Source organism: Rhodococcus sp. 05-2254-6 (assembly GCF_002258565.1).
Lineage (GTDB): Bacteria > Actinomycetota > Actinomycetes > Mycobacteriales > Mycobacteriaceae > Rhodococcoides.
Map to the genome: position 1 here is coordinate 1 of NZ_NOZF01000094.1, position 24,213 is coordinate 24,213.

A 24,213-nucleotide genomic window follows, 5' to 3' on the forward strand; every position below is an offset into this window, starting at 1 on the left:
TACGTTCCGACGCCGAAGCCCCTCGAGCACACCGGCATCGACGCCGACGCGCACACCGTGAACCTGAGCAAGTCGACCGCATCCGCCGAGAAGCCGGCCGACCTGCACACCGACATGCCGACCGTGACTCCCCCGTCGTGGGATCCGCTCGGTGTGGCCCCGTTCGCCTGGGATCTTCCCGAACCGACAGGCACCTTTCCGCCTGCGGCGATCGAACGCAAGCGCCGATCACGTTGGACGGCAAGCTTTCTCGGCCTGGCTCTGCTCGCTGCCGCAGTCACCGCGGCAGTCGGTTCGGCTACCGGCGGAGACTGGGCATCACCGGGCCGTGTCGGTGCCGTCGCTCTGGCAATCATCTCCGTGGGACTCGTATTGGGCGCGTTCCTACGCAAGGGCTACGGACTGCTGGTGGTCGCAGCACCATTGGCCGGCTTCTCGGCGGATGCGGTCGACTTGCTCAGGTTCACGGTGTGCGCGTCGGCGTCGATGCCGGTGTGCTCGAGGGGCTTCGGCGTCGGAACGTAGCTTTTCGGCAGGGTCGTGTACGGGGTGTAGCGCTCGTGCTGGAACTGTGGCGGACGATACTGCGCGGCCGTCCACTGCTCGGCCGACGTGCTGGGTGAGCCGAAAGGCATCGGAGCATAGCGATTACGGGAGAACTCCGCCGTCCGCATGTACGGCGGCGGCTCCGGGCACCGTTGGTGCAGCAGCCACAGTCCACCGAGCATCGCCACCAGAGAGATCAGCCCCGAACCGCCGAGTCCGACACCGACCGGGCCGATGGTCGACACCGCGATGACCAAGGCCACTGCCACGACCACCATCTTGGTCGTCGAATCGGAGCTGTTCCCACGCCCGACCAGCGATTCCGCACCCGACGCCGTGTCACCGGCGCGGTTGAGCACCAGCCACCCCGCCAGATACAGCACGATGCCGGTACCGCCGAACAAGGTGGAGACGACGAACGCGATCCGAATCAGAACGGGGTCGACGTCGTAGCGGTAGCCGATACCGGCCGCAACACCCGCCACATGCCCGCGTTGCGGCAAGCGGTGCGGACGGGTGCGCCACATCTGCTGAAGTTGATCCGAGACGGTCACGTTGCTCATGCCAATCATCGTGGCGGTGCCGGTCGAGAAACACATCAGGGATACCCCTGATCTTCGTCCCCGAGATCGGGCCCGCCTCGACGGACCCGCGAAACATCAGGGCGAACCCTGATGCGACAGATACCCGGTCCGTGCCAGGATCGAGGCGTGCACCCTGTCGACAATCCACCCGTTGACGCCGCCCGCACCACATCTTCCGAAGCCGGCGACGTGCCGGTCACCCATGCCGTTCCTCTTTTTCCTGTCACTCCTGCAGGCTCCGCTCCTGCCCCCTATCAACGACGCGGCGGCGGACGCATCGTCGGCGGCGTCGCAGGTGGTCTCGCCGATCATCTCGGCGTCGACGTGTTCAAGGTTCGGGTCGCATTCGCACTGCTCGCGGCGTCCGCCGGTGCCGGAATTGCCGCCTACGGACTGATCTGGATGTTCACGCCCGCGGGCGAGGACACTGCGCACCCGAGTGCCGCCGAACGTCAGCGTGCGCTCGGGTTGGCTGCCATCGGTCTCGGCCTCGCCGTCGGGCTCGCCTGGCTGCTCAGCGGCACAGCTGCTTCGGTCATCGTGCCGGTCATCGTCGTGGTGATCGGTGCTGCCCTGGTATGGCGCGAGTTCGACTCGGAGGGGCCGCGAACGGCTCTGGGGCTCCCCAAGCATCCGACCGTGTTGAGTTGGGCGAGGGTCGTCGGCGGAGCCACGTTGATCGTGCTCGGTCTGGCCGTGGTGGTGCTCGCCCGCGTCGACCTGGCGGCGCTGCGCTCGTCCTTGCTGGCGGTGGTGGTCACTCTCGTCGGCGTCGGCCTGTTGACGGTTCCCATCTGGCTGCGCACCTGGCGTGCGCTCGGTGCCGAGCGGTCTGCGCGCATCCGCAACGACGAACGCGAGGAAATCGCGTCGCACCTGCATGATTCGGTGCTGCAGACACTGGCCCTGATCCAGAAGCAGTCCGATCATCCACAGGAGGTGATGCGGTTGGCGCGCGGCCAGGAGCGTGAACTACGCAAGTGGCTGTTCGACGGCGGCGACACCGACAACTCGAACTTGTCCGATGCGCTCGAGACCATCTCCGGTGAGGTCGAGGATCAGCACGGTGTCACCGTCAGACCGATCACGGTCGGTGACGTGCAACTACTGCCCGACGACGTCGAATCCGGCCTGTCAAGGGAAAGCTTCACCGCTCTGCTGGGTGCAACCCGAGAAGCACTGGTCAACGCGGCCAAGCACTCCGGTGAGACCAATATCGACCTGTACGCCGAAACCGAACCGGACCAGGTCAGTGTTTTCGTTCGCGACCGCGGCATCGGATTCGACGAGTCCGCGGTACCCGAGGATCGACAGGGCCTGGCGAAGTCCATTCGGGGACGCATCGAGCGCCGCGGCGGCACGGTGCAGGTACGGTCGACCGTCGGCAAGGGAACCGAAGTGCGCATCTTCATGCCCCGCAACGGTGCCTCCGTGACCACCGAATCATCCGAATCCACTCAGCAGGAGCAGCCGACGTGACCGAACCTTTCCGCGTTTTCCTGGTCGACGACCATGCGGTGTTCCGTTCCGGTGTGCGAGCCGAACTCGGCCGCGAGGCGGACATCGAGGTAGTCGGGGAAGCGGGAGGCGTCGCCGAGGCGGTCTCGGGAATCGAATCGACCAAGCCGGACGTGGTGTTGCTCGACGTGCACATGCCCGACGGCGGCGGCGTGGCCGTGTTGAACCGCATCTCCGAGGGGCCGGTGTGCCTCGCCCTGAGTGTGTCCGACGCCGCCGAGGACGTCATCGCCGTCATCCGTGCCGGGGCGAGGGGATACGTCACCAAGACGATCTCCGGCTCGGAGCTCGCCGACGGTGTTCGACGCGTCGCCGGGGGAGATGCCGTGTTCAGCCCCCGCCTCGCCGGGTTCGTACTCGACTCGTTCACCGGTCGCAGCGCCGCCCCGGAGCCCCCGCTGGATCCGGAACTGGATTCGCTGACGCCCCGTGAACTGGAGGTGCTGCGGTTGTTGGCGCGCGGGTACACCTATCGTGAGATCGCCGAGGATCTGTTCATCTCGGTCAAGACCGTCGAGACGCATGCCTCGAATGTTCTCCGAAAGACTCAGCAGTCCAACAGGAATGCGCTCACCAGATGGGCGCACAAGCGTCGAATCGACTAGGTGACCGATCTCGCTTGACCTTCGACCTATCCGAAGCCTCAGGATTTCCCCATGACTGATTCGGACCGAGAATTCCTGACCATCGGTGTGTTCGCTCGCGCGAGCGGGCTGACCCCCAGTGCCCTTCGCTTCTACGACGACTGTGGGTTGCTCGTGCCGGCATCCATCGACGCCAGGTCCGGTTATCGCTACTACACCCGAGCACAAGCGAAGCGAGCTAACATCATCCGCCAACTCCGCGAGATCGGGATGCCACTCGATAAGGTGGCCTCCGCCCTCGACGGCGACGGAGCTGCAGCGGTGGAGCTGGTGGATCGGCACGTCGACGAGCTTGCCGCACGCGCCCGGGCAGCGGCCGAGGCTGCGGTGTCCATTCGCCGGTTGTTCGACGAAAAGTACTGCACGGCAACGATATCTGCTGCCGACTTCGCATCGGCGGTGGAACAGGTCGCGTCGGCGGCCGGAACGAGCGAGGAGTGTCCGGTGCTGCGGGGCGTGTTGGTCGAGGTGGACGGGGGCACTGTCACGCTCACCGCGACGGATCGGTATCGACTCTCCACCCGAAGCCTCGTCGCACAGAGCTCGCCCGGGGCATCCTGGTCGCGTATCGCAGCGGTCGGCTCCCTCGGTTCTCTACCCGCGTCGGGGAACTGTGCGTTGACGGCAACCGACGACGCGATGATGCTCGAGTCCGAAGGCGTCCAGCACACCGTGGATCTCGTCGACGGCGACTTCCCCGACTGGCGGACGATCGTCGACGGTCTGGCTCCGACTGCGACGCGGGTTGTGGTGCAACGAGATTTCGTTCCCCTCGACAGCGGCACGCTGCGGATCGACGCAGGCCCGGACGGCCTGACGGTCGAGGGTGTTGTCGTCCCCGCACGGGTCACCGGTTCCGAGATGACGGTGTTCTTCGATGCGGCCGTCCTGCAGGCTGCCGTCGCATCGGCCGTCGGACCGGACCTGATGCTCGATATCGCCGCGCCGGATCAGCCGATGCTGGTGCGGTCGGCAGTCGACGGCGCTCTGACGACACTGGTGATGCCGGTTCTCGGCTGATCGATGGGCGTCGTGCCCCAAAGTTCTGGGCTACATCGACTTTCGATGGCGGGTACTTGCCGATCCTCATCGTCGACGCGTGGTTGCGGGTGCTGTCGGGGCGGGGAAATCCGATGCGGAGATCGGTGCCGATGGTCAGATCACAAGCATGATCACCAGAACGAGAACGATCACGACGGCGAGCACGAGTCCTGCGAGGATCGCGGTCGACGGAATCGACGTTCGGTCACCGATGACGTCCTCGATGCGCATCAGAACGTCGTCGATCGGGTTCTTCTTCTTTTTCGGCAGGTCGAACGGTGGTGGCGAATACGTGGACGGGACCGGATTGGCTTGGCTCTCACCGGGTTGCACGGCCGGTAGGCCCGCGATGGTTCTTCCGAATTCCCGCGACGGACGGCGAGATTCGGAGACCGGTGTCGAGCGCCTGGCCCATGCCGGGACCACACCGTCCGCAGATGTCAGCGGCGCCCCGCGCAGTTGAGCTATGGTGCCGCGCTTGCTGATCGCGGCGACGATGATCTCGTCGCGGGCCTGCGCCATGGTGGGGCGTCGGGCAGGATCGGGCTCGAGCATGTGCAGCAACGGTCCCGTGAGATCGCCACTGCGGGTGGGAGCGATGATCTGCCCCTTGGCAACTCGGTGCAGCAGTGCGATCGAATCGTGATCGATGTCGAACGGCGGTTTGCCTTCCATGGCCGTGTACAGCGTTGCACCGAGGGAGAACACGTCGCTGGCCGCGGTGGGGTCCTGTCCGCGCGCGACCTCGGGTGCGAAATAAGCCGGGGTACCGGTGATCACGCTGTCGTCGGCTTCTTCGACGTCTCCCTTGGCGCGGGAGATACCGAAGTCGCTGATCTTGACGATGCCCAGATCCTTGCCGCGATCGGCGATCAGAATGTTGCCCGGCTTGATGTCGCGGTGCACGATTCCGGCCTCGTGTGCCTCGGTCAGTGCATCGGCGATCTGTGCGCCGATCTGTGCGACCTCGAACGGTGGTAGCGAATCGGTGGTGCCGAGGGCCTGCGCGAGACTGCGCGAGGACAGGTATTCCATGACCAACCACGGCTCACCGTCGACGAGAGCGACGTCGTGCATCGCGATGGCGTGCGGGCTGGAGAGTCGGGCAGCGATGCGACCCTCGCGCATGGCCCGGTTGCGTACTTCCTCGGCCTGCTGAGGGGTCAGTCGAGTGGTGGACGTGACCTGCTTGACGGCCACCTGACGGTGCAGAAGTGTGTCGGTGGCGAGCCATACCGCGCCCATGCCTCCACCGCCGAGTTTGCCGGCCAGGCGGTATCTGCCTGCCAGGAGGTAGTCGGGCCCGACGCCCCGTCGAACACGCTGCTGATCCGTCACGTCCACAGGTTAGTTGAGGATGGCGGGACGTGCCTGCAGCCACGGAACGGAGGCATCTACCAGGGGCTTCGGCATCACCTTGACGAGTTGCCGTCCGAGCGGCTTTACTGAGTGCAGATCGAAATTGTGTTCGAATGCGCCACTTCCCGCGTCCGTCGAACACCGAAGTTTCGGCTCGATTTTCTACGCCGCGAAGGGGAGTGACATGACTGTATCGGGAGCTTCTGTCACGCCGGATGTGCTCGACGGGTTGTCGCTGCCGGAGCGCGTGGCGTTGCTGCGTAGCCGGATGGCTGCCGTGCCTTCTCGGGGCGAAACGGCGTCGGTGCGCATCGAGAATTCGGACCCTGTCGAGCCCGTGATTCAGGAACCGTCGACGCAGCGTCCAACCCGTCAGCGGCCCGTTCTGCCGGTGCCGTCCGCGCTGATCGAGGTACTACCGCACGGCGGCCTGGTGCGTGGAACGGTGGCCTCGGTATCCGGTGCCGGCTCGCTCCTGATCGGGTTGGTGGCTGCGGTGACCGGTGCCGGTGGGCATGTCGCCGTCATCGGGCAGCCCCGTTTCGGGATTCTGGCCGCGGTCGAGATGGGTGCACAGTTGAGCAAGCTTGCCCTGATTCCCGATCCCGGTCCCGATCCGGTGGAAGTGGCGGCAATTCTGCTCGACGGTGTCGACCTCGTCGTGCTCGGTCTCGGGGGTCTGTCGGTATCGCCCACTCGGGCCAGGGCCGTGGTGGCCAGAGCGCGTAGCAAGGGCTCGACGCTGCTGGTGACCGATGGGCACTGGGACGGGGCAGAGTTACGACTGGACGCATCGGTCCACGGATACGACGGCCTCGGTACGGGCCGGGAGCTGGGTCGCGGCAGACTGCGCGGCGTCCGTTTGTCGGTGTGCGCTCGCGGCAAGGCGATGCGGCCCCGCACCGTTCGACTCGACCTGCGTTCGGAGAACGGCCGCATCGAGTGGCATGCCGAGGGGCGCGAACAGAATCCGTTGTCGATCGCGGTCTCGACATGAGCATCGACCGCTCCAGCCGTGTTCATGCCAACCGTGTTCTGGCACTGTGGTGCCCCGATTGGCCTGCCGTTGCAGCAGCTGCCCAGGCCGATCTCTCTGCGACGCATCCTGTGGTCGTCACCTCGGCCAATCGGGTCGTCGCGTGCTCGGCGACGGCACGCGCATCAGGCATCAAGCGTGGCCTGCGCCGTCGGGAAGCGCAGGCACGGTGCCCGGAAGTGCATGTCGCTCTGGCCGATACCGATCGTGATGCGCGACTGTTCGAGCCCGTGGTCTCGGCGATCGCCGCCATCGCACCGGGAGTGGAAGTGCTGCGACCGGGCCTGCTTGTTCTTTCTGCCCGCGGCGTCGGACGGTATTTCGGTACCGAGCATCGGGCCGCGGAACGGCTGATCGACGAAGCGTCGGCTGCCGGTGTCGAATGTCAGATCGGTATCGCCGACGAGCTGTCCACCGCGGTCGTCGCCACGCGGTATGCGCAGGTGGTGCCGCGCGGCGGGGGTGCAGGCTTTCTCGCGCCGTTGCCGGTGGCGGAACTCTCGGCGGAACCGAGCATGTCTGCTGCCGATCGCGGTCAGCTGGTGGATCTGTTGCGGCGCTTGGGTCTACGAACCATCGGCGACTTCGCTGCACTGTCTCCGGGGGATGTGGCGTCCCGGTTCGGTACCGACGCGGTGTTGGCGCATCGCAGTGCACGAGGCGAGCCCGAGCGTCCGCCGTCGGCCAGGGCTCTTCCACCCGACCTGGATGTGGAGTACCTGTGCGACCCGCCGATCGATCGGGTCGACGCCGCTGCCTTCGCCGGGCGCGGCCTGGCCGAGCAGCTGCACACCAAGCTTGCCGCCGCTGCCGTTGCGTGCACTCGGCTGCTGGTGCATGCCAGTACCGGTAACGGTGAGAACCTGTCGCGGATCTGGCGCTGCGCGGAGCCGTTGACGCCGGAAGGAACAGCCGATCGTGTGCGGTGGCAACTGGACGGCTGGATCACCGGGCGCAGCGAGAACAAGCCGACGTCCGCGATCACCGTGCTGCGGCTCGAACCGATCGAAGTGGTGGCCGCAGGTGAGCTGCAACTGGGTTTGTGGGGCAGTGTCGGCGACGAGGACGAGAGGGCGCGTCGGGCGTTGGTGCGCGTGCAGGGTCTGCTCGGTGGCGAATCGGTGCTCGGTGGTGTGCTCAGTGGTGGTCGTGGGCCGGCCGAGCGGATCACGTTGCGTCCGCTCGGCGACGAATTGGTGCCGATATCCGATCCTTCGGCTCCTTGGCCGGGACGGCTACCCGAGCCTGCTCCGGCGGCAGTGATCGAGACACGTCCGACAGTGACGTTGATGAATCGAGCAGGAACCGGAATCGGCGTCACCGATCGTGGGGTGTTCGATGCGCCCCCGTCGCGGTTGCGCTGGGGCACCAAGGAATGGGAGTTGACGGGTCTGGCGGGACCGTGGCCGGTGGACGAGCGGTGGTGGGACAGTGGCCACGCGGCGACGGGTCCGACGGCGCGAGCCCAGGTGGTGCTCGACGACGAGAGGGCCCTGCTGCTGGTGTTCGACGAGGGTCGGTGGCGGGTGGAAGGAATCTACGAATAGCGGCACCGCTACCGTCGAGGGAATGCAGATGATGTCGGAGACGGTCGACCTCGATGGCGTCGATATCGCGTATCGCTCGTTCACCCCGCTGGGGCACGCGAACTCGAATGCGGCACCGGTGATGCTGGTGCACGGCATGGGCGGTGACAGCACAACCTGGGATCGGTTCACCCGTGCACTCACCGCGCAGGGCAGCCGGGTGATCACCGTCGATCTGCGCGGACACGGCAAGAGCGCGCACACGTCCACGTACGAGTTCGATTCCTTCGGGGCGGACCTGCTGGCCCTGATCGACCACCTCGGGCTGAACGAAGTCGATCTCGTCGGCCATTCCCTCGGCGGATACGCGGTCTCGCTCGTCGCGCAACGTCGCCCGGAGCTCGTTCGCCGTCTGGTACTCGAAGAGCTCCCGATACCGATCAGGCCGGGGGACGCTCCGCCGACGCTGACCGGCAAGATGCCGTCGATCACCGAGCTCTGGCACGCAGCGAGCAGCGTCGTTCTGCATCCCCGCGCGGTACTTGCCTTCGATCGCTCGATGACCGCCACTGCTCTCGAGCAGTTCCGTCGGCCGAATCCGCAGTGGTGGGAGTCGTTGGCCGACATCGCTGCTCCGACGTTGGTGCTTCGCGGCGGTCCCGGCGGCATGGTCGATCAGGAACGACTGGACGCGATGGTCTCCGAGATCTCGAACTGCCGCGTCGAGGCGTTTCGCACCGGACACAGCGTTCATCGCGACGGCTACTCGGCGTTCGAGGCCACCGTCCTCCCGTTCCTGACGCATTAGGGTCTCGGACATGACTATCGGTGCGCTCGATCGCAGGATGCTGGGCTGGTCGGCACTGTTCGTCGTATCCCAGGCCAACATCGCCCGACTGCTCGGCCCCGCAGCTTCGAAAGTGCTTGCCGTGCAGACGACGTGGTCAGCCGAGCGCTATCGGCAGATCCTGGCGAGCATGGACGAGACCGAGATCGCCCGGTTCCGCAGCCACTATCTACCCGATTTCGTCCATCCGGCGATCTACGCCGTTGCATTGCGTGCCGGCGCGAGGAGCCTGGCGGACAAGACCCCGCTGAGCCCTGCAGTGACGACTGCATTGGCCGTCGCACCCGTGGCCTCTGCTGCCGGCGACTACATCGAGAACATCGTCGGACTGATTCTGGTCGACAACCGCGAACAGATCACCGACACCGTCGTCCGCGCCACCACCGTGGTCAGCACCGTCAAATGGGTACTGGCCATCGGCACTCTGACATACCTGAGTCAGGGATTCCTGCGTGTCTGGGGAAAGGCACTGCTGCGCTGACCCCGCCGGTCACCAACTGGTGCCGGGAACCAATCTGCCGGCGCGACGGATCACTTTGCCGATGCGTGCGCTCGGAGCTTTCGGATCGTAGGGCCGGACTCGGTAGGGCACCATTCCGTCCTCGAGAGGTACCTGCGCTTCTCCTTTGGCAGCCGCGGACTCGGCGAACGTGCGGTAGTGCTGGTGCATCGTGCGGTCCTTGCCCTTGGGGGCGAAGATGGCTCCGAACTGTCCGAGCGTTCCCAGCGGCGTATCGATGCGTTTGGGCTTGTCGCTCAATGCGCGGATCACCATGGCCGCGGCCTTCTCCGGTGAGAACACCGGGCCGACGTTCTTGTCGCCCGTCGGGGTGATCATCGGAGTGTCCACCAGCGGCATGTGGATCGTGGTGTACGTAATTCCGTCCGAGAGTGTTTCTGCCGCAGCAACATCGGTGAACCCGTCGAGCGCTGCCTTGCTGGCCACATAGGCCGAGAACCGAGGGGGGTGTCCCAGGACGGCAGCGCTGGAGATGTTGACCACGTGCCCGAACTGACGTTCGCGCATGTGTGGCAGCAGCGCCAGCACCAACCGAATTGCCCCGAAGTAGTTGACGGCCATGGTGCGCTCGTAATCGTGCAACCGATCGGTGGAACGGTAAAGCGAGCGGCGGATGGATCGCCCGGCGTTGTTGACCAGCATGTCGACATGACCGTGTTCGCTCAGAACGGTTTTCACGGTGTGCTCGACCGACTCGCTGTCGGTTACGTCGCACGGGTAACCGTATGCGGTGCCACCTGATTCGCGAATTCTTTCGACCACGTCGTCGAGTTGATCCTGCCCGCGTGCGAGAAGAATGACCACTGCGCCCTTGCGTGCGGCCGCCTCGGCGCTGGCCCGGCCGATGCCGGAGGAGCCGCCGGTGATGATGATGTGACGACCGAACAGTGATCCGCGCGGATCGTTTCGGCGATTGCGCTTGGGATCGAAGTTCTCCCGCCAGTAGGTCCACACGCGATCGGCGTACGTGCGCAGTGGAGGCGGTGCAATCGAGCTGCCCTGCAATGCTTTCTGCGTCGCTGCCGACTCGAACACCGTGGGCAGGGTCAAGTGATCGAGCATCACCGGAGGTACGCCGAGATCACGGAGGGCGGCGTCGCGTTGCTTGCGTACGGCTCGGTATTTGGGGGAGACGACCGGAGCGACCAGTGCACCCGGTACGTCGACGATCTTCGCTCGCGATCCGGCTGCCGACGAGAATGCGGAATACACCTCGGCCATGGATTGCGGACTCGTGTTCACCAGATGGAACACGCTGCCGGAAGAAGTGTCTCGATGTACGAGCTCGACGATGGCGTCGGCGACGTAATCGACCGGAACGAGGTTGGTGGAACCCATCTTCGGCACCGTGATCGGTATGGCCGAAGGCAGCTTGGCAAGTTCGGCGAAGAACGGGAAGAAGTAGTACGGGCCGTCCACTTTGTCGATCGCACCGGTCTCCGAGTGGCCGATGATCGCCGCGGGCCGGTAGACCCGCCAGTCCGCAGCGCTCTCTCGCACCAGCTTCTCGGACTCGAATTTGGTGCGGTGATATGCCGTCGGAAAGGCTTGACCGAGGTCGAAGTCGTTCTCCGAGAACGTTCCTCGGTGATCGCCCGCGACGGCGATCGACGAGATGTGGTGCAGGCGAGCCCCCGTCTTCTCGGCGAGACGAATCACCGAGGCCGTTCCGGCGACGTTGGTCGGGGTCTGCTCGTCGCCCGCGGTCAGATCGTAGACGGCTCCGAGGTGGAGGATGTGGTCGATGTCGGAAGGCACGTCTCGGAGTCCGAGCTCCGGCTCGGTGAGGTCGCCGACCAGCGGGTGAATTCGGTCGCCGCCGTCGAGGTGCTGTGCCAGTCGCTCGAGTCGTGCCACCGAACTCGGACGCACCAGCACGTGGATTGCCGCGAGTGCATCGCGTTCGAGCAATCGGGGCAGCACGTTCTTCCCGAGAAACCCGGTACCGCCGGTTACGATGAAGTTCGCCATGCGAGCCGACCCTACTCCGAAGTAAGTTCCGGTGCTAGTGCCCGATACCGGCTTTTTCGTGCACTTTCTTCATCCAGGCGGGTGCCCACCAATTGGCCTCGCCCATGAGTTTGACCAAGGACGGAACCAGCAACATCCGGATGATCGTCGCGTCGATGATCAGGGCCAGAATGACTCCGACGCCGAGGAACTTCATGATCGACAGACCCGAGATGGTGAAGGCACCGGTGACGACGATCAGAATCAACGCCGCCGCAGTGACGATGCGTCCGGTGCGTTGGGCTCCGAAGATCACCGCTTCCTCGGTAGTCGCTCCCGCCGCGCGGGCCTCGACCATGCGCGACATCAGGAACACCTCGTAGTCGGTCGACAAGCCGAAGATGACCGCGAGGATGAGAACGACGAACGTCGACTCGAGCGGTCCTGGGGTGACGCCGAGCAGGGATGCTCCGTGGCCCTCTTGGAACACCCACGTGAGTGCGCCGAAGGTTGCGCCCAGGCTCAGTCCGGCCATCAGTACGGCCTTGACGGGCAGCACGATCGAGCCGAACGCGAGGAACAGCAACACCAGCGTCGAGACGACCATGATGGCGATCATCACCGGTAGCCACTTCGCGATGGCAGCATTGCCGTCGTCGACGTTGGCTCGTCCGCCGCCGACGAGGATCTCGGTGCCGTCGGGCGGGGCGATCGAGCGCAGTGCAGACACTGCCTCGGATTGAGATTCGGCCTCGGTCAGGCCGCCGGTCGGCTCGCTGTAGGACGCCTGAAGTGTCACGAAATCGTCTTTGGAGCCCAGGAATTCGGCGCGAGCGATACCCGGTGTGGATTCCACAGCCGAGGTGAGGGCTGCGATGGGTGCGCCCTGAGGCTTGACGCCGTCCAGGCCGCGAAGAACCACGGTGGCACCCTCGCCGGTGGATTCGAAGTCGGTGCCGAGCGTCTCGAACGCCATGCGCGCAGGATTGTCCTTCGGCAGCGCCGTGTAATCGACCTCGCCGAGCGAGACCTTGAGAATCGGGGTGGCGATGATCAGCAACCCGGCGACGATGACGGCCGCGACGATTCCCGGATGCTTCATCACGCGGGTGACGACGCCGCCCCAGAACTTGTGTGCCCGTGCATCGCTGCGATCGGACGCGGTACGCGACCACGTCCAGGAGTTGATGCGGGGGCCGAGAATCGCGAGCAGCGCCGGAATCACGGTCAGGGACAGAACGGCCGCGCTCGCCACCGCCGCCATGGCCCCGAACCCGAGGGATCGGATCACCGCCTGCGGGAAGACGAGCATGCCCGCGAATGCGCAAATCAGCAGCAGTCCGGAGAAGACGACGGTCTTGCCTGCGGTGGACACCGTGCGGACGGTCGCGTCGAACGGCGTCGACCCGCCGCGTAGTTCCTCGCGGAATCTGCTGACGATGAACAGTCCGTAGTCGATGGCAAGGCCGAGCCCCAGTAGCGACGCGACATTGATGGAGAACGAGCTGACTTCGGTGAACTCGGTGAGCACCCGCAGGATGGCCAGGGAACTGAGCACGCTGAGGATGCCGACGAACACCGGGACCGCTGCGGCGACGACCCCGCCGAAGATGAATATCAGCAGCAGCAACGTGATGGGAACAGCGATGATCTCGGAGCGGACGAGGTCGCGTTCGAGGGTCTCGCTGAGCGATACCCCGACCACCGATGCGCCGGCGAACTGCGATTCGACGCCGGGTACTTCGAGCTGGGGCGGCAGGTCGCCGAAGGTGTTGAACGTGACGCCCGAGTTCGCCCCGAGGGACACCGTCGCCAAGGCCTTGGTTCGGTCTTTCGAGATCAGAAATTCTCTGCTGACCGGGTCTGCGGTCCAGTACGAGTTGACGTTGCCGAGGGTGTATCGACCCGTGAACTCGTCGATCGTCGCTTGCACTCGGGGGCCGATGTCGTCGATCGTCTCGCCCTCGGGTGCGGTGTAGATCGCCACGATGTCGGGAGTCGGTTGGCCGATGCCCTGTACGAGCCGTGCCACCTCGGACGATTCGCTGCCTGCGTCTGCGTAGCCGCCCTCGCTCAGTTTCGAGAAGACGCTCAGTCCCAACACCCCGCCGACCGTGACGACGGCGACGACGACAGCCAGCACCCATCGTTTGTGCGATACGACGAACGAGGCCCAACGGGTCACGACGGTGCTCCGGCTCTGTGGAAGGGGTCAGTGGCGACTCGACTGTAGTTGATCGTGTCGGACCCTCGTGCTCTCATTAGAACAAGTGTTCGATGCAACGGCGATGCGGTGAGGGGAGGGCTCGATGGGATGGAACGACGGACCACCCACGTGGTCGGAGATGGAGCGCGTCCTGTCCGGACGTCCCAAGCCGGCGGCCGAGGGCGACGGCGGCGACAGCCCGGCTTGGTCGCGAAAGAGGGACGTCTACGACCGCACCATCGACAAGCCCGCGCTGCCCACGACGCCGTATGCAGAATTGCATGCGCACTCGGCGTTCAGCTTTCTCGACGGTGCCTCGCAGCCCGAGGAGATGGTCGAGGAGGCGGTACGCCTGGGCCTCGAGTCCATCGCCATCACCGATCACGACGGTTTCTACGGGGTCGTGCGCTTCGCCGAGGCAGCCAGAGCTCTCGGCATCGGAACCGTGTTCGGTGCCGAACTCTCACTGGACACACATCGATCCCGAGCCGGGGAGACCGATCCCGACGGCACTCATCTACTGGTGCTCGCTCGCGGCCAGGAGGGGTATCGCCGGCTCTCGCGTCGGATCGCGGCCGCACACCTGGCCGGCGGGGTCAAAGGCAAGCCGCAGTACGACATCGACGAACTCACCGAATCAGCGGGCGGGCACTGGCAGATTCTCACCGGTTGTCGGAAGGGCCATGTTCGGCAGGCACTCTCGCGCGGTGGTCCGGAGGCGGCCGAGTCCGCGCTGCGCACTCTCGTCGACCGCTTCGGGGCCGATCGCGTCACCGTCGAACTCACCCGGCACGGAATTGCCGACGACGACGAGCGCAACGACGCGCTCGCGGCACTGGCTCGCAAGTACGGTCTTCCGACGATCGCAACCACGGCCGCGCACTACGCCAGTCCGCGCAGCAGGAGATTGGCCATGGCGATGGCCGCTGTGCGCGCTCGGAGCAGTTTGGACGAGGCTGCCGGTTGGTTGGCACCGACCGGCGGCGGACATCTACGGTCCGGATCGGAGATGGCGGAACTGTTCGAGCACTATCCCGGCGCGGTGCGCGGTGCCGTCGAGCTCGGTCGTGAGTGCTCGTTCGATCTGAAGCTGATCGCGCCACGCCTCCCGCCCTTCGAGGTGCCCGACGGGTACACCGAGATCAGCTATCTGCGTCGACTCACGTTCGAGGGGGCCGCCCGTCGGTACGGCTCGCAGTCGGCGAACGCGGCGGCGTACTCGCAGCTCGAGTACGAGCTCGACATCATCGAGAGGCTCGAATTCCCCGGCTATTTCCTGGTGGTCCACGACATCGTCCACTTCTGCAAGACACACGACATCCTCTGTCAGGGAAGAGGTTCGGCGGCCAACTCGGCTGTCTGCTTCGCGATCGGCATCACCAACGTCGACCCGGTGGCGAACAAGCTGCTGTTCGAGCGGTTCCTCGCACCCGAGCGCGACGGGCCGCCGGACATCGACATCGACATCGAATCCGATCGTCGAGAAGAGGCGATCCAACACGTCTACGCCAAGTACGGCCGCACTCATGCCGCTCAGGTGGCCAACGTCATCACCTACCGCGGCAAGTCGTCCGTGCGAGACATGGCCCGTGCGCTGGGCTTCTCACAGGGGCAGCAGGACGCATGGAGCAAGCAGATCACCCGCTGGTCCGGAATCGGTGATCAGGAGGGCGACGGTATTCCCGAATCGGTTCTCGAACTCGCGCGGCAGATCGAGGGCTTCCCGCGGCACCTCGGCATCCACTCCGGTGGCATGGTGATCTGCGATCGGCCGATCGCGGACGTCTGCCCGGTGGAATGGGCGACGATGGAGAATCGCAGTGTGCTGCAGTGGGACAAGGACGACTGTGCCGCAGTGGGTTTGGTGAAGTTCGACATGCTAGGCCTCGGCATGCTCTCGGCGTTGCACTACATGATGGACCTGATCGCCGAGCACAAGGGCATCGATATCGAACTCGCCTCGATCGACCTGTCCGAGCCTGCGGTGTACGAGATGCTCCAGCGAGCCGATTCGGTCGGGGTGTTCCAGGTCGAGTCTCGCGCGCAGATGGCCACTCTGCCGCGGCTCAAGCCGCGCAACTTCTACGATCTGGTGGTCGAGGTCGCGCTGATCCGTCCCGGTCCGATCCAGGGTGGTTCGGTGCACCCGTACATCAAGCGCCGCAACGGACTCGAGCCGGTGATCTTCGAGCATCCGTCGCTGAAGAAGGCACTCGATCGAACACTCGGAGTGCCGCTGTTCCAGGAACAGCTGATGCAGATGGCCATCGACGTCGCCGGCTTCAGTGCCGCCGACGCCGATCAACTGCGCCGTGCGATGGGGTCGAAGCGATCACCGGAGAAGATGGAACTGCTGCGTGGGCGGTTCTACGACGGGATGCGCGATCTTCACGGCATCACCGGCACGGCGGCAGACCGAATCTACGAAAAGCTGTCCGCATTCGCCAATTTCGGTTTCCCCGAAAGCCATTCGCAGAGTTTCGCCTCACTGGTGTTCTACTCCTCGTGGTTCAAGCTGCACCACCCGGCGGCATTCTGTGCCGGCCTGCTGCGCGCTCAACCGATGGGTTTCTACTCACCGCAATCCCTGGTCGCCGACGCCAGGCGGCACGGTGTGCTCGTCCACGGTGCAGACGTGAACGCCAGTCTCGGCCATGCGAATCTCGAGGCGGACGGCCTCGAGATTCGCATGGGGTTGGCCGATGTGAAGTTCATCGGGACCGCATTGGCCCAGAAGATCGTCGACGCGCGAGACGCACACGGGCCCTACACCTCGTTCCTGGACTTGACGGGACGCGTCGAACTGTCGGTGGCGCAGGCGGAGTCGCTGGCAACGGCAGGCGCACTCGGGTGCTTCGGCATCACTCGCCGAGAGGCACTGTGGGCTGCGGGTGCAGCGGCGGGGGAGCGTCCTGGACTGCTCCCCGGCATCGGAGCGTCGACGAAAGCGCCTGCGCTACCGGGAATGTCGGATCTCGACCTGGCCTCGGCCGATGTCTGGGCAACCGGTGTGTCGCCGAATTCCTATCCCACGCAGTTCTTTCGAGATCGGCTCGATTCGCTCGGCGTGACTCCCGCGAACCGGCTGCTGCAGATTCCGGACGGAGACCGAGTGCTGGTCGGCGGAGCGGTGACGCATCGCCAGCGGCCGGCAACTGCCGGAGGCGTCACGTTCATCAACCTCGAGGACGAGACCGGGATGGTCAACGTGGTGTGCTCGGTCGGGTTGTGGGCCAAGTACCGCAAGCTGGCGATCACGGCTCCGGCGTTGCTGATTCGGGGAAAGGTGCAGAACGCCGAGGGCGCGGTGACCGTGGTGGCCGATCATCTGCAACTGATGGATCTTCGAGTCGCATCCAGATCCAGGGACTTTCGCTGACTCTCGAGCTAAAATTTGCATAGCCTTGCCTAAGTGCTACTTTACTGCTCAACCAAAGTTCCAGTAAAGATCGAGCAATGGAGTACACCGAAGTGAGAACGTTCCGCGCCCCCCGCCTGCTTGTCGCAGCCGCCGCGACCTCGCTGCTCGTGCTCGGTGCGTGCAGCACCGACTCGGCCACAGGTGAGTCGACCGACGCCGCAACCGTCACCATCGAGACGAACAACGGCAGCATGGAGGTTCCCGCGAATCCGGTGCGCGTGGCAGCACTGGACAACACCTCGTTCGAGACGCTTCGGGCGTTCGGTATCGAGCCGGTCGCTCTGCCCAAACCCATCATGCCGTCGACGGGCTTCGAGGAGTGGATCGACAACGATGCCATTCTCGACGTCGGAACACATCGCGAACCGAACCTCGAAGTGGTCAGCGAAGCAGAACCCGATCTGATCATCGGCGGCTACCGATTTCAGGAGTACACCGACGAGCTCGGCCAGATCGCGCCGACCATCGACATCTCGCCCGACGACGAGAACTTCGTCGACACTCTGAAGACCCAGACCGAGACACTCGGCGTCATCTTCGACAAGGAGGACCGGGCGGCCGAGATCATCGCGGCCCTCGACGCCGCGGAGGCTTCCGCCGCAGCGCAGACCACCGGGCAGACGGTGTTTCTTGCCAACGTCAACGGCGGCAAGATCGACAACGGTGCCGCGCGCATCGGTCGTCTCCTCGAACCCCTCACACTGACCGACGTATTCGCAGGGCAGGCGGGCGATGTCCATGGTGACTCGGGTCTGGCACCGGAGACCATCGCTCAGGCCAACCCCGATTGGGTGATCGTTCTGGACCGCGACGCCGCAGCGGGTGAGCCCGGTTCGTCCCCCGCCAAGGCCGTCTTCGATGCACAGGAAGCCTTCGCCGACACCACCTTCACCACCGAGGACCAGATCATCTACCTCGATCCGTTCTTCTACACCCGCGAGGGAATCCAGGCGTACACCGAAGCATTCCAATCGATTTCGGACGCGTTCGAGAACGCCGCGTAGGCCCCGGCGAACACCGTTCGACGCATTGCCGACATGACGAACAAGAGACTCCTGCTTGCCGCGATCGTGGTGGTCGTGACGCTGTTGACCGTCGCGTCGCTACTCGTCGGTGGATACGACATCACCGTCGCCTCGATGGTCGACGATCCCGCGGCCAGAAACATGTTCCTGATCTCGCGGGTTCCGCGCACGCTGGCGTTGATCTTCGCAGCCATGGCCATGAGCATCTCCGGGGTGATCATGCAGATGATCACCCAGAACAAGTTCGTCGAGCCCACCACCGCCGGTACGGCGCAGTGGGCCGGCCTCGGCGTTCTGGCCACATTGATCGTGTTGCCCGACGCACCGCCGATGACCAAGATGCTCATCGCCACGGTGTTCGCTCTGGTCGGCACGCTGCTGTTCGTCGGCGTGCTCCGGCGGCTGTCGGTCCGGACGACGTTGGTGGTCCCGCTCGTCGGCATCATGCTCGGGGCCGTCGTCGGGGCCGTCACCACGTTCCTCGCCGGGACTTTCGATCTGCTGCAGGCGATGTCGGCCTGGCGGTCCGGCGGGTTCAGTGGCATCGTGCGCGGGTTCTACGAACCGATGTGGGCGGTGATCGTCATTGCGGTGCTGGCGTACCTGCTGGCGCATCGCTTCACAGTTGCCGGGCTCGGTAAGGAGCTCGCGACCAACGTCGGTATGAGGTACGAGCAGATCGTTCTGGTCGGAGTCGCCATGGTCGCCGTGGCGACCGGCGTCACCACGGTCGTCGTCGGGTTCATTCCGTTTCTCGGACTCATCGTGCCCAACCTGGTGTCGATGATGCTCGGCGACGACGTTCGCAAGAACCTCCCCTGGGTGGCGCTCGTCGGCGCCGGTCTGCTGCTCGCATGCGATCTCGTCGGTCGAACAGTTGTGGCACCCATGGAAATTCCCGCATCGGTCGTTCTCGGAGTTCTGGGGGCAGTCGTGTTCGTCGTTCTGATCGTGAGGCAGCGCCGGTATGTCAGTGCTTAGATCCCGAGTGGCCCCGCGCATCGCCGGTCCGGTTCTGGACGGACCCAAGGCCTCGCGCTTCACTCCGAGGATGCGGTTGGCGGTGCTCTCGGTGATCGTGGCGATCGCCATCGTGTGCTTTCTGTTCCTGTTCGTGCGCGGATCGTTCGCATTCGCGTTCCCTCGGCGGCTGAACATGGTGGGAGCCATGGCCGTTGCGGCGTTCACGCACGGCCTCGGCACGGTGGTCTTTCATACCGTCACCGACAACCGCATTCTGACACCGTCCATCATCGGGTTCGATTCGCTCTACACGCTGATGCAGACACTGATGGTGTTCGTCTTCGGCGGCACCGTCATCGCGAACACCGAAGGGATCCCGAAGCTGTTGGCACAGACGGCATTGATGGTGGCACTGGCCACCGTGCTTTACGGCTGGCTGTTCTCCGGAAAGCTCGGCAGCCTGTTCCTGATGCTGCTGGTCGGCGTCGTGCTCGGGTTGGCGTTCGACAGTATCTCGACGTTTCTGCAACGCCTGCTCTCACCCACCGAATACGACATGCTCTCGGTCGAGCTGTTCGGCCGACTGAGCGCAGTGAAGGGGGACTACCTGCCGTTGGCGTTCGGGGTGTGCCTGTTCGCCGGAATCGTGCTGTGGAAGCGACGACACCACCTGGACGCACTGCTTCTCGGGCGGGAGGCAGCCATGGGGATCGGGGTGTCGTACAAGCGCGAACTGACGTCGATGCTGATGCTGATCGCTCTACTGGTGGCGTTCTCGACGGCGCTCGTGGGACCGATGACGTTCTTCGGTTTCATCGTGGCGACGCTGGCCTACCAGGTCACCGGCAGCTACAAGCACATCTACGTCCTCCCGATGGCGTTCCTGCTGGGCTTCCTGACGTTGTTGCTCGGGCAGTTCGTCATGCAGCACATCTTCTACGCCGGCGGATTCCTCACTGTCATCATCGAATTCGCCGGTGGCATCCTGTTCTTGATCATGATTCTTCGTAGGGGCACGCTGTGATCGACTTTCGTGATGTGACCAAGTCCTATCAGGACGTGGTCGTCCTCGGTCCTGTCACCGGTGCCATTGCCGAAGGCGGGATCACCTCGCTCGTCGGGCCGAACGGTGCAGGAAAATCCACCTTGCTGACGATCATCGGGCGATTGCTCGATCCGACCTCGGGCACGATCACCGTGGGCGGGATGGATGTTCGCGTCACCAAGTCTCGGGAACTCGCCAAGCACCTGTCGATCCTGCGTCAAGAGAACCACATCACCGCGCGGTTGACGGTCCGTGAGCTGGTCGGGTTCGGCCGGTTCCCGCACTCGAAGGGCAAACTCGGTCCCGAGGACGAGGCGCACGTCGACGACGCCTTGGATTTCCTGAATCTGAAGGCGCTCGAAGGGCGATTTCTGGATCAGCTCTCCGGCGGGCAGCGGCAACGAGCGTTCGTGGCGATGGTGCTGGCTCAGGACACCGAATATTTTCTCCTCGACGAGCCCCTGAACAATCTCGATCTCAAGCATTCGGTGTTGATGATGAAGCAATTGCGTCGTGCTGCAGACGAACTGGGCAAGACGATCGTGCTTGTCGTGCACGACATCAACTTCGCAGCTGCCTACTCCGACAGTATCGTCGCCATGCGCGACGGCGGCATCGTGAACACGGGCACCGCCGAGGAGATGATGCAGGACGACGTGCTGACCGAGGTGTTCGATACCCCGGTTCGCGTCCACGTCGTCGAGGGGCATCGCACTGCCGTCTATGTGCGGTAGTGGATCGGCGACGTGCACAATCGAGTGGTGAAGTTGCTGCTGATTGCCGACACTCATCTCCCGAAGCGCGCCCGTGATCTCCCCGCCGAGGTGTGGTCGGCTGTGGACGACGCCGACGTGGTGATCCACGCAGGCGACTGGGTGGACCTGGCTGCGTTCGAGGCACTCTCGCAGCGCTCTCGTCGACTGGTCGCGTGCTGGGGCAACAACGACGGCGAGGAACTGCGAGCTCTGATGCCCGAACGCGCCGACGTCCTACTCGGCGGGGTGCGGTTCACCGTGATCCACGAGACCGGTGCCGCGACGGGGCGGGAACGACGAATGGCGGAGGCGTACCCGGAAACGGACGTGCTCGTGTTCGGTCACAGTCACATACCGTGGGACACGTTCGCAGACAACGGTCTACGGCTGCTCAACCCGGGATCGCCGACGGATCGGCGTCGGCAACCGTTCTGTACGTACATGACGGCCACAGCCGAAGGTGGTGCGCTGACGGATGTGGAGCTGCACCGTATCGCCCCTCGATAGAGGAGTCGACGTACTCACATTCCGCCGGCCACCCTGATGACGGTTCCGGTCGCGTATCGCGCATCCTCGGACAACAACCACGACACCGCACCGCCGATCTCGTCCGGCACACCGGGGCGACCGAGGGGAATGCTCGACGCCATCTTCCGTGGCCGCTCACGATCTCGGTGGAAGTCGGTCTCGATGATCCCGGGTGCCACGGCATTGACGCGGATGTTCTGCGCAGCAACTTCTTTCGACAGTCCGACCGTCAGTGTATCAACGGCGGCCTTGGCTGCCGCGTAGTGGACGTACATGCCCGGACTGCCCAGGGTCGCGGCGGCGGAGGAGATGTTGACGATAGAGCCACCTGATTCGGCCATCGCCGCAATCGCGTACTTGCAGCAGGTGATCACCCCGACCAGGTTCACATCGAGATCCGCTCTGATGGTCTCGATGTCGTTGTCCACCAACACCCCCACGGCGCGCGCCGAACCGGCGTTGTTCACCAGACCGGTGACGGTGCCGATCTCAGCGGCTGCGGTGAACAGATCGATCACCGCCTGCTCGTCGGTTGTATCGGCTTGCACGGCAATCACCGTTCGGCCGTCGGTCGACAATTCGGCGGCCAACGCTTCCGCGGCAGTGGCGTCGGAGCGATAGCCGATCACCACATCGTGCCCGTCGGCCACCAACCGCCTGGACACCGCCGCGCCGATTCCGCGACTACCGCCGGTGACGACGGTCAAGGGAGCATTCATCTCTCGACAATAACCATCGCGCAGCAGGCACAATGCACTGGAGACGCGATGCGCACGCACGGGAAAGAAGGAACCGACGTGATCGATCGACCGGAATTGGCGGCGTTTCTCCGGCAGCGACGGCAGTCGTTGCAGCCGGAGGACGTCGGTCTGCCACGGGGGCAGCGCAGACGCACGCAAGGCCTCCGTCGCGAGGAGGTCGCAGAACTGTGCCACATGTCGACCGACTACTACGCACGACTCGAACGGGCCAGCGGACCTGCCCCGTCTACTCAGATGATCGCCTCCATCGCGCAGGGATTGCATCTGTCGCTCGGCGAGCGTGATCACGTGTTCCGGCTCGCCGGGCACAATCCTCCCGTGCGCGGGTCGTCGAGCGACCACATCAGCCCAGGACTACTGCGCATTCTGGATCGACTGAACGACACGCCCGCCGAGATCGTGTCCGAACTCGGAGAGACGCTCCGTCAGACGCCGCTGGGTGCGGCACTGACCGGCGATGCCTCGCAGCGCACCGGCCCCGAGCGAAGTCTGGGGTATCGCTGGTTCACCGACCCCGAGGCCCGGCAGTCGTATCCGCCCGAAGAGCGTGCCGCGCTGTCTCGGGTGTACGCGTCGGGTCTGCGCGAAATCGTCACTCTTCGCGGACCCGAATCGACAGCTGCGCAGCTGTCCACAGAGCTACTCGAGGTCAGCGAGGAATTTCGAACCCTGTGGGCGAAACGCGAAGTGGGGGTTCGCCCGCCCGATTCCAAACGATTTCTGCACCCGACGGTCGGTCTGCTGGAGCTGAACTGTCAGACCCTTCTGGAACCCGAGCAAGCGCATCGGCTGCTGGTGTACACGGCAGTCCCCGGCAGCGAAAGCTACGCCAAGTTGGAGCTGCTCGCGGTGGTGGGAACCCAGGTTCTGTCCTGACGTGATCCATGGGCTCGGCCGTATCAGTGGATCGGGAAGTCCTGGATGAGCTCGGGGTAATCGTCGAACATGGGTTCTGCAGATCGAATCCGCAGATCGACACCAGCACAGGAGCTTGTCATGGGCCGCGAAACACACACCTCACTTCCCGATCTGACGGGGAAGGTTGCCGTCGTCACGGGCGCAAGCGACGGGATCGGAACGGTCATCGCCACGCAACTCGCCCGCTCCGGAGCCGAGGTCGTCATGCCGGTCCGCTCGGCCGCCAAGGGTGAGCGTGCTGCGGAGTCGATCCGGACTGCAGTACCCGGCGCACAGATCAGCACCCGCACGTTGGATCTGTCGTCACTGAACTCGGTGGCAGCGTTTACGAGCGAACTCGTCTCGGAAGGCCGGTCGATCGACATTCTCGTCAACAACGCAGGCGTCATGCAGCCGCCCGAGCGTCAGGTCACCCGGGATGGGTTCGAGCTGCAGTTCGGTACCAATCACCTCGGCCATTTCGCGCTCACCCTCGGTCTGTTGCCGCTGCTGCGGAAGGGTAGTGCGCGGGTCACCCATCAGACGAGCATCGCGGCGCGATCGGCGACCGTCAATTGGGACGACCTCAATTGGGAGCGTTCCTACGACGTCATGAAGGCCTACAGCCAATCCAAGCTCGCGGTGGCCCTGTTCGCACGTGAACTCGAGGCTCGTAGTAGGGCAGGCGGCTGGGGAATCACCAGCAATATCGCTCACCCGGGTATTTCGCCGACCAATCTGCTTGCGGCACAACCGGGATTGGGGCGACCGAAGGATTCTGCCGGCCGACGATTGATCGGCGTTCTTGCCCGCCTCGGCATTGCCGGCACTGTGGACAGCGCAGCTCAGCCGGGATTGGTTGCGGCCGCTGGTAGCGACGCAGGTGGGGATCAGTTCTTCGGCCCCAAGCGAGTCATCGGCGGGCCACCGACCGAGGTCGGCATGTGGAAGCCGATGCGCAGGATGGACGATGCGCGTCGCCTCTGGGACGCCTCGGAACACCTGACCGGCGTGCGGCTCTCGTCCTGAAAGTTCTCGGCC

19 protein-coding genes and 2 pseudogenes are annotated in these 24,213 nt (G+C 64.7%); 16 read left to right on the forward strand and 5 right to left on the reverse strand.

Translation table 11 applies throughout. From position 1 onward, the window contains the following. A pseudogene (locus tag CH256_RS11310) lies at nt 1–525 on the forward strand (PspC domain-containing protein); the annotation flags it as partial. Here the strand turns inward: CH256_RS11310 and CH256_RS29075 are convergent. Then, a pseudogene (locus CH256_RS29075) lies at nt 504–1,118 on the reverse strand (PspC domain-containing protein); the annotation flags it as partial. The pseudogenes CH256_RS11310 and CH256_RS29075 overlap by 22 nt on opposite strands. A gap of 138 nt (nt 1,119–1,256) precedes the next feature. On the opposite strand from CH256_RS29075, the gene CH256_RS11320 reads away from it, so the two are divergent. Genes CH256_RS11320 through CH256_RS11330 form a run of 3 tightly spaced genes read left to right on the forward strand, consistent with a single transcriptional unit; the run spans nt 1,257 to nt 4,312 of the window. Further along, nucleotides 1,257–2,609, forward strand: a complete 1,353-nt coding sequence (locus CH256_RS11320) for a sensor histidine kinase (RefSeq protein WP_256989422.1) — start codon at nt 1,257–1,259, stop codon at nt 2,607–2,609. After that, entirely contained in the window at nt 2,606–3,253 is a 648-nt protein-coding gene (locus tag CH256_RS11325) for a response regulator (protein ID WP_068051262.1), read from the forward strand. The genes CH256_RS11320 and CH256_RS11325 overlap by 4 nt, the downstream gene beginning before the upstream one ends. A gap of 51 nt (nt 3,254–3,304) precedes the next feature. After that, a complete protein-coding gene (locus tag CH256_RS11330; protein WP_094669639.1) occupies nt 3,305–4,312 on the forward strand; it encodes a MerR family transcriptional regulator in 1,008 nt (335 codons plus the stop codon). 135 nt (nt 4,313–4,447) lie between these two features. On the opposite strand, the gene CH256_RS11335 is transcribed toward CH256_RS11330, so the two are convergent. Next, complete coding sequence (locus CH256_RS11335) at nt 4,448–5,671, reverse strand: serine/threonine-protein kinase (protein WP_255183100.1); 1,224 nt, start codon at nt 5,669–5,671, stop codon at nt 4,448–4,450. 205 nt (nt 5,672–5,876) lie between these two features. Between CH256_RS11335 and CH256_RS11340 the strand changes: the two genes are divergently transcribed. Genes CH256_RS11340 through CH256_RS11355 form a run of 4 tightly spaced genes read left to right on the forward strand, consistent with a single transcriptional unit; the run spans nt 5,877 to nt 9,582 of the window. Continuing rightward, nucleotides 5,877–6,689, forward strand: coding sequence for a hypothetical protein (locus CH256_RS11340; protein ID WP_179272074.1), 813 nt, complete (start codon nt 5,877–5,879; stop codon nt 6,687–6,689). Beyond that, nucleotides 6,686–8,275: a DNA polymerase Y family protein gene (locus CH256_RS11345; protein ID WP_094669640.1), complete on the forward strand. Its 1,590-nt coding sequence runs from the start codon at nt 6,686–6,688 to the stop codon at nt 8,273–8,275. Before CH256_RS11340 ends, CH256_RS11345 begins: the two co-directional genes overlap by 4 nt. 22 nt (nt 8,276–8,297) lie before the next feature. Beyond that, complete coding sequence (locus CH256_RS11350) at nt 8,298–9,062, forward strand: alpha/beta fold hydrolase (protein ID WP_373454806.1); 765 nt, start codon at nt 8,298–8,300, stop codon at nt 9,060–9,062. 10 nt (nt 9,063–9,072) lie between these two features. Continuing rightward, nucleotides 9,073–9,582 (forward strand): hypothetical protein, encoded by a 510-nt coding sequence (locus CH256_RS11355; RefSeq protein WP_094639161.1) that lies wholly within the window; start codon nt 9,073–9,075, stop codon nt 9,580–9,582. A gap of 9 nt (nt 9,583–9,591) precedes the next feature. Here CH256_RS11355 and CH256_RS11360 read toward each other — a convergent pair whose 3' ends face one another. Further along, nucleotides 9,592–11,592, reverse strand: coding sequence for an SDR family oxidoreductase (locus CH256_RS11360; RefSeq protein ID WP_094639162.1), 2,001 nt, complete (start codon nt 11,590–11,592; stop codon nt 9,592–9,594). 34 nt (nt 11,593–11,626) lie between these two features. Continuing rightward, a complete protein-coding gene (locus CH256_RS11365; protein ID WP_094669641.1) occupies nt 11,627–13,756 on the reverse strand; it encodes an MMPL family transporter in 2,130 nt (709 codons plus the stop codon). 124 nt (nt 13,757–13,880) lie between these two features. Between CH256_RS11365 and CH256_RS11370 the strand changes: the two genes are divergently transcribed. The 6 genes from CH256_RS11370 to CH256_RS11395 all read left to right on the forward strand — a co-directional run bounded on the left by CH256_RS11370 (nt 13,881) and on the right by CH256_RS11395 (nt 21,493). Next, nucleotides 13,881–17,156: an error-prone DNA polymerase gene (locus CH256_RS11370; RefSeq protein ID WP_094669642.1), complete on the forward strand. Its 3,276-nt coding sequence runs from the start codon at nt 13,881–13,883 to the stop codon at nt 17,154–17,156. A gap of 77 nt (nt 17,157–17,233) precedes the next feature. After that, entirely contained in the window at nt 17,234–18,202 is a 969-nt protein-coding gene (locus CH256_RS11375) for a siderophore ABC transporter substrate-binding protein (protein WP_094639165.1), read from the forward strand. A gap of 33 nt (nt 18,203–18,235) precedes the next feature. Further along, the gene (locus CH256_RS11380) at nt 18,236–19,204 is read left to right on the forward strand and encodes an ABC transporter permease (protein WP_068051775.1); all 969 of its coding nucleotides are present in this window, start codon (nt 18,236–18,238) and stop codon (nt 19,202–19,204) included. Beyond that, nucleotides 19,191–20,210 (forward strand): iron chelate uptake ABC transporter family permease subunit, encoded by a 1,020-nt coding sequence (locus CH256_RS11385; protein WP_256980677.1) that lies wholly within the window; start codon nt 19,191–19,193, stop codon nt 20,208–20,210. Before CH256_RS11380 ends, CH256_RS11385 begins: the two co-directional genes overlap by 14 nt. Further along, nucleotides 20,207–20,965 (forward strand): iron ABC transporter ATP-binding protein, encoded by a 759-nt coding sequence (locus CH256_RS11390; protein ID WP_094669643.1) that lies wholly within the window; start codon nt 20,207–20,209, stop codon nt 20,963–20,965. Before CH256_RS11385 ends, CH256_RS11390 begins: the two co-directional genes overlap by 4 nt. Before the next feature lie 27 nt (nt 20,966–20,992). Beyond that, on the forward strand, nt 20,993–21,493 hold the full coding sequence (locus CH256_RS11395; RefSeq protein ID WP_094669644.1) for a metallophosphoesterase family protein: 501 nt from the start codon (nt 20,993–20,995) through the stop codon (nt 21,491–21,493). A 14-nt stretch (nt 21,494–21,507) separates the two neighbouring features. Here CH256_RS11395 and CH256_RS11400 read toward each other — a convergent pair whose 3' ends face one another. Next, nucleotides 21,508–22,233 (reverse strand): SDR family NAD(P)-dependent oxidoreductase, encoded by a 726-nt coding sequence (locus CH256_RS11400; RefSeq protein WP_094639200.1) that lies wholly within the window; start codon nt 22,231–22,233, stop codon nt 21,508–21,510. A gap of 78 nt (nt 22,234–22,311) precedes the next feature. Here CH256_RS11400 and CH256_RS11405 point away from each other — a divergent pair, with 78 nt between their 5' ends. After that, complete coding sequence (locus CH256_RS11405; RefSeq protein ID WP_094669661.1) at nt 22,312–23,151, forward strand: helix-turn-helix transcriptional regulator; 840 nt, start codon at nt 22,312–22,314, stop codon at nt 23,149–23,151. 120 nt (nt 23,152–23,271) lie between these two features. After that, nucleotides 23,272–24,201, forward strand: a complete 930-nt coding sequence (locus tag CH256_RS11410; RefSeq protein WP_094669645.1) for an SDR family oxidoreductase — start codon at nt 23,272–23,274, stop codon at nt 24,199–24,201. Nucleotides 24,202–24,213: the final 12 nt, after the last annotated feature.

Excerpts from the sequence above, each read along its gene's own strand:
- CH256_RS11330 (WP_094669639.1), top strand. The coding sequence starts at position 3,305 with ATGACTGATTCGGACCGAGAATTCCTGACCATCGGTGTGTTCGCTCGC.
- CH256_RS11340 (WP_179272074.1), top strand. The coding sequence starts at position 5,877 with ATGACTGTATCGGGAGCTTCTGTCACGCCGGATGTGCTCGACGGGTTG.
- CH256_RS11345 (WP_094669640.1), top strand. The coding sequence starts at position 6,686 with ATGAGCATCGACCGCTCCAGCCGTGTTCATGCCAACCGTGTTCTGGCA.
- CH256_RS11350 (WP_373454806.1), top strand. The coding sequence starts at position 8,298 with ATGCAGATGATGTCGGAGACGGTCGACCTCGATGGCGTCGATATCGCG.
- CH256_RS11355 (WP_094639161.1), top strand. The coding sequence starts at position 9,073 with ATGACTATCGGTGCGCTCGATCGCAGGATGCTGGGCTGGTCGGCACTG.
- CH256_RS11360 (WP_094639162.1), bottom strand. The coding sequence starts at position 11,592 with ATGGCGAACTTCATCGTAACCGGCGGTACCGGGTTTCTCGGGAAGAAC.
- CH256_RS11370 (WP_094669642.1), top strand. The coding sequence starts at position 13,881 with ATGGGATGGAACGACGGACCACCCACGTGGTCGGAGATGGAGCGCGTC.
- CH256_RS11375 (WP_094639165.1), top strand. The coding sequence starts at position 17,234 with ATGGAGTACACCGAAGTGAGAACGTTCCGCGCCCCCCGCCTGCTTGTC.
- CH256_RS11380 (WP_068051775.1), top strand. The coding sequence starts at position 18,236 with ATGACGAACAAGAGACTCCTGCTTGCCGCGATCGTGGTGGTCGTGACG.
- CH256_RS11385 (WP_256980677.1), top strand. The coding sequence starts at position 19,191 with ATGTCAGTGCTTAGATCCCGAGTGGCCCCGCGCATCGCCGGTCCGGTT.
- CH256_RS11400 (WP_094639200.1), bottom strand. The coding sequence starts at position 22,233 with ATGAATGCTCCCTTGACCGTCGTCACCGGCGGTAGTCGCGGAATCGGC.
- CH256_RS11410 (WP_094669645.1), top strand. The coding sequence starts at position 23,272 with ATGGGCCGCGAAACACACACCTCACTTCCCGATCTGACGGGGAAGGTT.